This window comes from Sphingomonas sp. LH128 (genome assembly GCF_000293195.2).
GTDB classification, from domain to species: Bacteria; Pseudomonadota; Alphaproteobacteria; order Sphingomonadales; family Sphingomonadaceae; genus Novosphingobium; species Novosphingobium resinovorum_A.
Window position 1 is genome coordinate 1 of sequence record NZ_ALVC01000218.1, and the last position, 8,614, is coordinate 8,614.

Annotated in this window: 9 protein-coding genes; 2 read left to right on the forward strand and 7 right to left on the reverse strand. The window is 64.8% G+C overall.

From position 1 onward, the window contains the following. Together LH128_RS34630 and LH128_RS17585 are read left to right on the forward strand one after the other, a co-directional pair. A partial coding sequence (locus LH128_RS34630) for a hypothetical protein (RefSeq protein WP_037520027.1) occupies positions 1-180 on the forward strand: 180 nt, incomplete at its 5' end. A 90-nt stretch (positions 181-270) separates the two neighbouring features. Continuing rightward, positions 271-756, forward strand: a complete 486-nt coding sequence (locus tag LH128_RS17585) for a MucR family transcriptional regulator (RefSeq protein WP_008831017.1) — start codon at positions 271-273, stop codon at positions 754-756. 31 nt (positions 757-787) lie between these two features. Here LH128_RS17585 and LH128_RS17590 read toward each other — a convergent pair whose 3' ends face one another. From LH128_RS17590 to LH128_RS17620, 7 genes are all read right to left on the reverse strand, one after another. Beyond that, entirely contained in the window at positions 788-2,467 is a 1,680-nt protein-coding gene (locus tag LH128_RS17590; protein ID WP_008831018.1) for an HWE histidine kinase domain-containing protein, read from the reverse strand. Positions 2,468-2,608: 141 nt separating this feature from the next. Continuing rightward, complete coding sequence (locus LH128_RS17595; RefSeq protein ID WP_008831019.1) at positions 2,609-3,460, reverse strand: DUF7146 domain-containing protein; 852 nt, start codon at positions 3,458-3,460, stop codon at positions 2,609-2,611. 84 nt (positions 3,461-3,544) lie between these two features. Next, positions 3,545-4,444, reverse strand: a complete 900-nt coding sequence (locus LH128_RS17600; protein ID WP_008831020.1) for a fused MFS/spermidine synthase — start codon at positions 4,442-4,444, stop codon at positions 3,545-3,547. Beyond that, on the reverse strand, positions 4,441-5,106 hold the full coding sequence (locus tag LH128_RS17605) for a YoaK family protein (protein WP_008831021.1): 666 nt from the start codon (positions 5,104-5,106) through the stop codon (positions 4,441-4,443). The genes LH128_RS17600 and LH128_RS17605 overlap by 4 nt, the downstream gene beginning before the upstream one ends. A 469-nt stretch (positions 5,107-5,575) precedes the next feature. After that, positions 5,576-7,081, reverse strand: a complete 1,506-nt coding sequence (locus LH128_RS17610; RefSeq protein WP_202196485.1) for a Do family serine endopeptidase — start codon at positions 7,079-7,081, stop codon at positions 5,576-5,578. 180 nt (positions 7,082-7,261) lie between these two features. After that, positions 7,262-7,831, reverse strand: a complete 570-nt coding sequence (locus LH128_RS17615) for a hypothetical protein (RefSeq protein ID WP_008831024.1) — start codon at positions 7,829-7,831, stop codon at positions 7,262-7,264. 132 nt (positions 7,832-7,963) lie between these two features. Continuing rightward, positions 7,964-8,614 (reverse strand): amidohydrolase family protein (locus tag LH128_RS17620; protein ID WP_172705103.1); only part of this gene is annotated, 651 nt, incomplete at its 5' end.

Below are 8,614 nucleotides of genomic sequence, written 5' to 3' on the forward strand. Positions count from 1 at the left end.
AACCAACCTTCCAGTAATCTCGAGCCCGTTGCCCATGGCCGGCGCTCCCGCGATTACGTCATGTTCGTGCGTTGGTCGCTCTCCGCCCTCGGGGCTCACGCTAGCATGCTGGTGCTGGTCAGTCGGCTGGTCCGCGCCAGATGGGTCGTTGCGCTCCCTTCCAGTGACGCCTCCGAGTGATCCTGCTTGCAGGCATCGCGATCCGCAATATGAAGACGGCGATCAGCGGACTACAGCGCTGACGACCATTCCCGAGAAAGGGAGACCAGATTGGCCCAAGATCTTCTTGTCACACTCACCGTCGATATCGTTGCGGCTCATGTCTCGAACAATGCCGTGCCGGCGGCCGACCTGCCGGCGCTGATCGAGGGCGTCTATGGCGCGTTGAACCAGGCGGTGGCGCCGGCCCCAGAGCCCCAACCGGAAGAGCTTCGTCCGGCAGTGTCGATCCGCCATTCGGTCAAGCCGGACTATCTGGTGTGCCTGGAAGACGGCAAGAAGATGAAGATGCTCAAGCGCCACCTAGCGACCCATTATGGCCTGTCGCCCGATGCCTATCGCGCGAAATGGGGTCTGCCCAAAGACTATCCCATGGTGGCGCCGAGCTACAGGGAGCGCCGCAGCACACTTGCCAAGGCAAATGGCCTTGGCCGCAAGCCCGGTGAACCGGCACCGGCCGCTAAGGCAAGTGGCAAGGGCCGCCGGAAACTTGGCATAGCGGCCGCCAAGCCGGCCCCGGACGTCCCTAAGCGCTAGAAGCCAGCACGGCGCGCCTACCCCCAATCGGTCAGGCAAGCATCCTGTCGGCAAGCGTGAGAAGCTGCCGCGCGTCGAACGGCTTGGAGAGCAGTTCGATATGCGGAAAAGCCGGGGGCAGGTTCTCGCGCCCATAGCCGCTCATGAACAGGAAGGGGATGGACCGCGCGGCGAGCGCATGCGCGATATCGTCGACCGGTTCACCCGAAAGATTGGCGTCGAGTAGGGCGACGTCGATCCGATGGTGCGCGATGAGGTCGAGCGCCGCGCGCGGATCGGCGGCGGGTCCGACGATGATGGTGCCTGCGTCCTCGAGCTGGCCGACGAGATCGAGGGCCAGGAGCGGCTCGTCCTCGACGACAAGCACGTGCTTGCCTGCAAGATTGCGCCATGCCGGTTCGCGCGATGGCCCAAGGCCGGCCTGCTCGGCGAGCGAACCCTGCCCCGGCCGCCGTTTGCCAGCCTCTTCAACTGAGTCCTCGTCGTCCGGTAGCGGAAACTGGATCTCCCAGCGTACGCCCTCGGCCTCGAGGCTCATATCGGCATTGCCGTGAACGCCGCGAACGGTCGCTTCGATCAGCCGCGATCCAAACCCGCGGCGGAGGGGCACCTGGACCCTGGGACCACCGCGCTCGATCCAGCTAAGCGCGAGCTGTTCCGGCCGCACCGTCCAGCGGATGTCGACCGTGCCGCCAGCACGAGAGAGAGCGCCGTATTTGCGCGCGTTGGTGCCGAGCTCGTGCAGGATCATCGCCATCTTCGGCACGGCATTGGCATCGAGATGGATGTCGGGGCCTGACGCGGCAATCCGCGGCTCGTCGATATGGCCGAGTTTCATCTGGTCTTCAACGACGGCGCGCAGCTGCGTACCTTTCCAGTCCGTGGTGCTGAGCTGCGAGTGGACCCGGGCCATCGACTGGATGCGGCCCGAAAAGCTCTCGACGAACTCGGCGGGATCGCTGCAGTTGCGCAGGGTCTGTGTCGAGATTGCCTGGACGGTTGCGAGCATGTTCTTGACGCGGTGGCTGAGCTCGCCGGTCAGCATCTTCTGGAGTTGCTCGGATTCGCGCAGCGCCGCGCAGGTCCGGTCGAGTTCCTCCTTGCGTTCGCGCAGCGCTTCGTCGGCAATCGTCCGTTCGAGAAGATCGGCTGCCTGGCGGGCGAGGATGTCGAGGAGCCGGAGGTCGCGCGGCGAGGGCTCGTGCGGCTCGGTCCAATGGGTCGAGATCATCCCGAGCAGGCGTCCGTCGCGCGCGAGAAGCGGCGTGGTCTGCGCGGATCGGATGCCGGTGCGGCGGAACGCCTCGAGATCCTCGGTGCCCGCGATCTCGTCCCATTCCTCATAATCGGGAATGATCGCGCGGCTGCCGGTCTTGAGCGCCTTCGTGCAACTGCTGTGAGCCGCGGGGCTGACGATCTGCCAGAACTGCACCGCCTCGGGCGGCAGGCCCCGCGAGCAGAGAAGCTGGAGGCAGCCCGCATGGCCCGAGACATCGCAGCCTGGCACGACGAGCTGCATCGTACCGAACTGCGACTGGGCGATCGTGATCGCCGCGTCCACGATCTTGCCATAGAGCTCGACGCGGTCCTGCTCGCCGATCAGCGCCACGCTGATCGAGTGGATGAGGTCGATGTCGGCGAATGGTCCGCTCGCCTGCTCGAGCGGGCGATGGACAGACGACGTGGCCCCGAAAGGCACCACATTGGACATGAGAAGATAGCCCCCGAAGGCGGAAAAATTGCTACGCGTGACAGGTATAAACGCAGGTCATCGCAAAATGGTTTCCGGCCGTCGCACAAAAGCGGGGGATGGCGCGGCCCCGGGAACCCAATCCTGCGCAATGCGCAAAGTTCAGCGCCGACCGGCTTGGACCTCGGCTTCGAGCACCCGCGCCCAATCCTTGAAGGGAGCGGGCGGCAGCGCTTCCACGAGGTCAAGATCGGGGCGCGCATAGCATTCCATCGCCTGCGCCATGGCACGCTGGCCTTCGGGATCATTGTCACCCGCCACGAAGAGCCGCGTCACTGAAGCGGGTATCTGAAGCTGGTGAAGCCTTCGGGCACCCAGGCTGGCCCAGCACGGAATGCCGCGCAGCAGGGTGAAGGCCCGCGCGGTCTCGAAACCCTCTGCAATGGCGAGGATATCCGCGGGACGCGCGCCTTGCCACGCCCCGCGCCCCGGCGTGCCCAGCATGACCTTGCGCGTATAGCGGCCATCAGGGTCCAGGAAGATGCGCTGGATGGCGGTCAGGCGCTGACCTTCCTGGACGGGGACCAGCAAGGCGGGAAGAAACTGCGTTCGCGGCTTGGGAAGATAGGGACAACGTGGATGGAACCGCAGGCCCTGGACGAGCGGCACGAGGTGGCGCCCGCGCAGGTAGGTTTCCCCAAGCGTACCGATGATCTCGGTGCCCTGGTCCCAGACGCGCTGTGGATCGCCCCTTCCCCGCCCTTCGGCGCTGCTGGGTGCAGGAAAATGTCGGCCCGCTCGCACGCGCCGAAGCTCACGCAGCACGTCTTCGCGGGCGCAGCCGGCAAAGCAGGTCACGAGGATACCGCGGTCGCCCTGGCGGATCGAAAGGCTGGGGTCGCTGTCGGCATGGGCTGGGCATCGACACATGGCGACATTGCCGCTCCATGTGCCCCCCAGGGCGCCAACGAGATCGATGAGTTCCTGGGACGGTCTGAGGGCTGTGAGCGGCATGATATCCTCCTTGCTTACCGTCCTGTTCCCCCTTTCCTTCTCCTTGGGATCAGACGCTGGCCGCAAAAGTCCGATCAACCCGTGTCAATGTTCGGTACCGGGCACCTCGAGCGAGGCGCGCGCCAGAGCGCGTACGATCCTGCGAGCCTTGGCATCGTAATCGACGACATCCGTATCGGGCAGATGGCCGCGAACGGTCTGACGCGCGGGCGGAAACGCGGGGTCGATGCTCGCGAAGACGACACGGTTCCCGCCATTTTCGGCCGGAACGACGATCGTGCGGTTCTCGAAGCTGGCCCCGATACGGCGTTCGAGCGTGGTAAAGGCCATGGCATTGTCGCACAGATTGGCCACCAGCAGTCCGTTTCTGCCGAGGCGATCTCGGCAGCTGTCGTAGAAGGACCGCTCGCTCAGCGCCGGGGGAAGGCCCCGGCTGTCAAAGCCGTCGAGAATGAGGATGTCGGGCGCGCCGGGGGCGCTGAGGATATAGTCCAGGCCATCAGCGCAGATCACGCGGAACCGGTCGTCGTCGGGCGGAATGTGGAACTGCTCGCGCAGGTCGATGACTGCGGGATCGATCTCGACCACGGTGATGTCGCACTGGGGCAGGCAGCGATAGCAGGCCTTGGCGAGCGATCCGCCACCCAGGCCAATCATTTCGATCTTTCGCGGCGCGGGACGGAACAGGCGGAAGCCCATCATCATGCGCGTATAGTCGAACAGGAGATGGTCGGGATCGCTGATCCGCATGCCGCTCTGGACCGTGGTCCAGTCGAAGAGGAGCGACAACATGTCACCGAACCGGAACAGCATCGGCCCCGTCTCGCCAAAAGGCGCGTCGAGCGCGATCGGGATGTTCCCTGCGCGCTGGAAGCGGCCCTCGAGATTGCTGCCTGGCGCAGGCCGATCGAACCGCAGATCGAAGACCATGTCGTGAAACAGCTCGAGATCGATCGACGGCCCTACCCCGCCCCCGTCGGTCATGGGCGCGGCGCCTTCGCCGAGGGTGTCAGGTTCACGTCGCGGCGATGGAGAGCGATGCCAAGCAGCAAGGCCGAAGCGGCGGCAACCCAGATGGCCTGGTGGCCGATGAGGCCGAACAGCATGGCGCCCAGCACTGCGCCCGCCAGGAGGCCAAGCCATAGCAAGAGATAGGGAACCCATCCGAACCGGTCGCCGCCCATAAGCGCGGACAACAGGCGCTGGCCCAGCTTCACGAGCGTACCGGTCATGTAGGTGAGGCCGATCTGTACCTCGCCATCATGTTCGAACAGGGCATTTTCTGCGCCCATTGCCATGGCGAGCACCGCAGCCGCGGCCCAGGTCGCGTCGGCCGCCGCAAGCAAAGAAGCGGCAGTCAGCATGGCCGCGATGAGATACATGAGCGCACCATGGCGGGCGCGCCTGATGGTTCGTCCGCACAGTGAGCCGAGCATGACGCCCACGACGAAGGATGCGATCAGCCCGCCGGCGGTCAGGGCGTCTGCGACATGCTCGCTCAACCCGACGGCAAGCCGCGTGGAGTTGCCGCTCATGAAGGAGACGAAGAAGCCGCCGAGATACAGGAAGCCGAGCGCGTCGACAAAGCCGGCGAGCGCGGAAAAACAGGCGGCGAGACCCCAGACGCTTCGCTCATAGCGGTTCATCGGCGGCGCGTCCCTACGCGCAGCTAGTCGCGGTGCCGCACGACAAATCGCGATCCCACCGCGCAATCTCGCGGCGGTTCGCCAGATGGATTGCGGAAAGCTGAGCCAAGTCCTGCGAGCCAAGCGACCGGTCGGCCAAGCCTTGGCAGAGAAAATCGTACAATCGCTGGTTGTGAAGGAGAAGGAATTCTCGAACTGTCCGCGCCGTCATCATGTCTCCCGCTTATGTGTCAGCGCCAACCGCTCCGCTCGCAAGCGTCTCGATCGACTGCCTGAACACCCCGCCGTTGTTCCGATGCGGCGAATCTTAGCACATTGGCTGTCATTTCGTAAGATTGAATTGTGATGTATGAAACATCATAAGATCAGTTACGCGCTGGCCACACGTTGCCGTCTAGCCTCCCCGTCTCGACGATGCTGCCAGGAAGGCAGCGCCCTCGTCGGCCGAGGACGCTGCCCTGGTGCCGCCCTATCGCAGCCGTACCGGCACATAGGCCGGCGCTTCGCCGCGCCCCTTGACCCGTAGGAGGATAGCCGATCGTCCCGCCGTCCTGGCCTGCCGGATCGCGGCCTCGAGATCAACGGCGCTCGCCACCGGCCGGTTGTTAGCCGACAGGATGATGTCGCCGCGGCTGAGGCCCTTGCGCGCCGCATCGGAATTGCCCTCGACGCTGCTGATGACGAGACCCTGGGAGACGTCGCTCGCACCGAGTTGACGCGCGATGCTTGGGGTCAGCGGTTCGACGGCAAGCCCGAGTGTCTTTTCGCTGGGTGACGCGCGATCCTTGTCGAAATCGTCGAAACGACGGTCATCGCGGCCAAAACCCTGCCGGGCGAGCTTGTCCTCGCTGGGACGAAGCACCGGCGTGGCAGTCACGGTCATGCGCTGGTTGCCGCGCATGAGTTCGACTGCGACCTTGCGGCCAGGTTCGACGCTCGCGACCAGGAACGACAGGCTTTGGCTTGGGGTGACGTCCTTGCCGTCGACCCGCAGGATAACGTCGCCGGCGCGGATGCCGGCCTGTGCCGCCGGCCCGCCGGGCTCCACGCTCTGGACGAACTCGCCGCGGTCTCGCGGAACGCCGAGCGATGACGCGAGGTCTTCGGTCATCGGCTGTATGGTCACGCCCAGATAACCGCGTTCGATGGCCTTGCCGGCCATGAGCTTTTCGACGATCGGCGCGGCGATCTCCGCGGGGATGGCAAAGCCGATCCCGACATTTCCGCCCGTTGGCGAGAAGATCGCATTGTTGATGCCGATGACCCGCCCGCTGCTGTCGAACATCGGTCCGCCCGAATTGCCGCGGTTGATCGAGGCGTCGGTCTGCAGATAGCGGTCATAGGCGCGCCCTGTACCGGTATTGCGGTAGACCGCCGAGACGATACCGGCCGTGACCGTGCCGCCCAAGCCGAAAGGATTGCCGATCGCGAGCACCCAGTCGCCAACCCTGACGCGCGTGGAATCGCCGAAGTTCACGAAGGGCAGCGGTTTGCGCGACGTGATCTTGAGGACCGCCAGGTCCGAGGCGGGATCGCTACCGACGAGGGTCGCCGGATACTCCTCGCCATTGTGCAGGGTGACGGTGATCGTCTCGACCTTGCCCTGCCCGTCGGCGGTGATGACGTGGTTGTTGGTGACGATGTAGCCGTCGGCGGACAGGATGAAGCCTGAGCCGAGCGACTGGGCCTCGCGGGTGCGCGGTCCGGTGGGACCGCCGAAGAAGCGCTCGAAGGGCGTGCCGGCAAAGGGGCTGAAGCTCGGCATCTGCACGCGCTGGCGGGTCGAGATGTTGACGACGGCGGGCGCCAGCCTTTCGGTGAGATCGGCAAAGCTTTGCGGCGCGCCTGGGCGCGGCACGACTGGCGATGCGGCGGGCGGCGATTGCGCTGCAGCCGACGATGGCTGGCCGATGACAAGACCCAGGGCGGCGGCGGTGCTTAATAGGGAGGCAAAGATCCTGTCAGGATTTCGCACGAAATTCTCCTCTTCCTTCCTTTCTCGAGATGGGAACGGGCGGCGCGGCACTGGCTACGCCGGCTTTGGTCGATGTCGGAAGCCGCAGGGTCCGCAAAGGAATGCGATGAGATGTCCTCACGCCAATGGCCGCGCGCTCACGCACGCGGCCAAAGCGTCACCGGACCCGGGCGGCCCGCATCAGGTCGTGTGGGACGGACCCGCCTGAGCCTGCGCCGATCCGCTGGTCGTCTGCATCTGCGGCTTGGCCGCGGCGCTGCAGTCGCCGGTGCTGGTCTTCGTCATCTTCGGCTGCGCGTTCGCCGTGCCGTCCGAGGTCCAGGTCACGCTCTGCGCGCATCCATTGGGACCGATGGTGGTCGAGCTATAGCTGTAGTGGACCTGCGTGCCCTTCGGCAGGCCGGAGAAGGACACGAAATGCGGTGCCTCGCTCGCCGTCACGTCAGCGCTTTGGGCATGGAGATCCACGACGCGCCGCATCATGGCGTTCATCTGCGCATCCATCAGCGCCGATATCCGGTCCATCTGCGCGAAAGGCTGGAAGGCCGCATCGACGAAGTCGATCTGGTCTGGCTGGGCTTGGGAAATTTTGACCTGCGGAGGTGTATCGCCGAAATAGGTGATGTGGGCGATCTCACCGCCCGGCAGGTTGACGGTCATTTTGTGCTCGTGGGACGCGGCATAGGCCACACCGCCCACCAGCGAGGCGGCAAGACAGCCGCCGAGCAGAAGTTTGTGCGTGGTTCGCATGGGGATCTCCCTTACAATTCAAGCACAGGTCAAATTGCCATTCGAAGGCTGAACGCGCGATGACTGCGGCTCAGCGAGAGTGTCGCGGAACGGCACTCCGCGTGCAAGCGCATTGTCCCGCCGTACCGCCCCTTATCCCTTGATGCGAAGGAAGGAAGCGGCGTTGTCGTGGAGGATCAGACGCTTTTGCCTCTCTGTGAGAAAGGGCGCGCGTCTGATCCGCTCGATCGCGATTCCGATAGCGTCGGGCCATACCATGTTGTCGGACCCAAACATGATCCGCCGTTCGAAACCTGCGTCGATCAGCCGACGCAGATAGGGGTAGAATTGCTGGTCGGGATAGGCCCAGTCGAGAACAGCCACATCGACATAGAGCTGCGGATGGGCGAACATCATCGCGATCATCGCGTCTCCGAAAGGCCAGCCGGCGTGGGCAACATAGACCCGCAGCTTGGGATGACGGATGAGCACGGGTTCTAGGCGGAGCGGATCACCGGCCGAGACGAGATAATGCGGCGTGGCGAAGTAAGCTGTCCCAGGGGGCCCGGGCCCCATGTGGATGCCGATCGGGATGTCGTTGGCCTCCGCGAAAGCGAAAAAGGGCTCCATGCGTGGATCGTCGGGGGCGATGCCGGCATATTGCGTGGTAATCTCGCTCAGCGCCTGCATTTTGCCTTCGGCGTGGAGCCGGCGCAGATCTTCAATCGGAGGGAGGGTGCCGCTGCTGCCGAAGCCGATGCCAGGAAGTATGTGGCCATCCCCATGACGGCGATAGTCATCCAC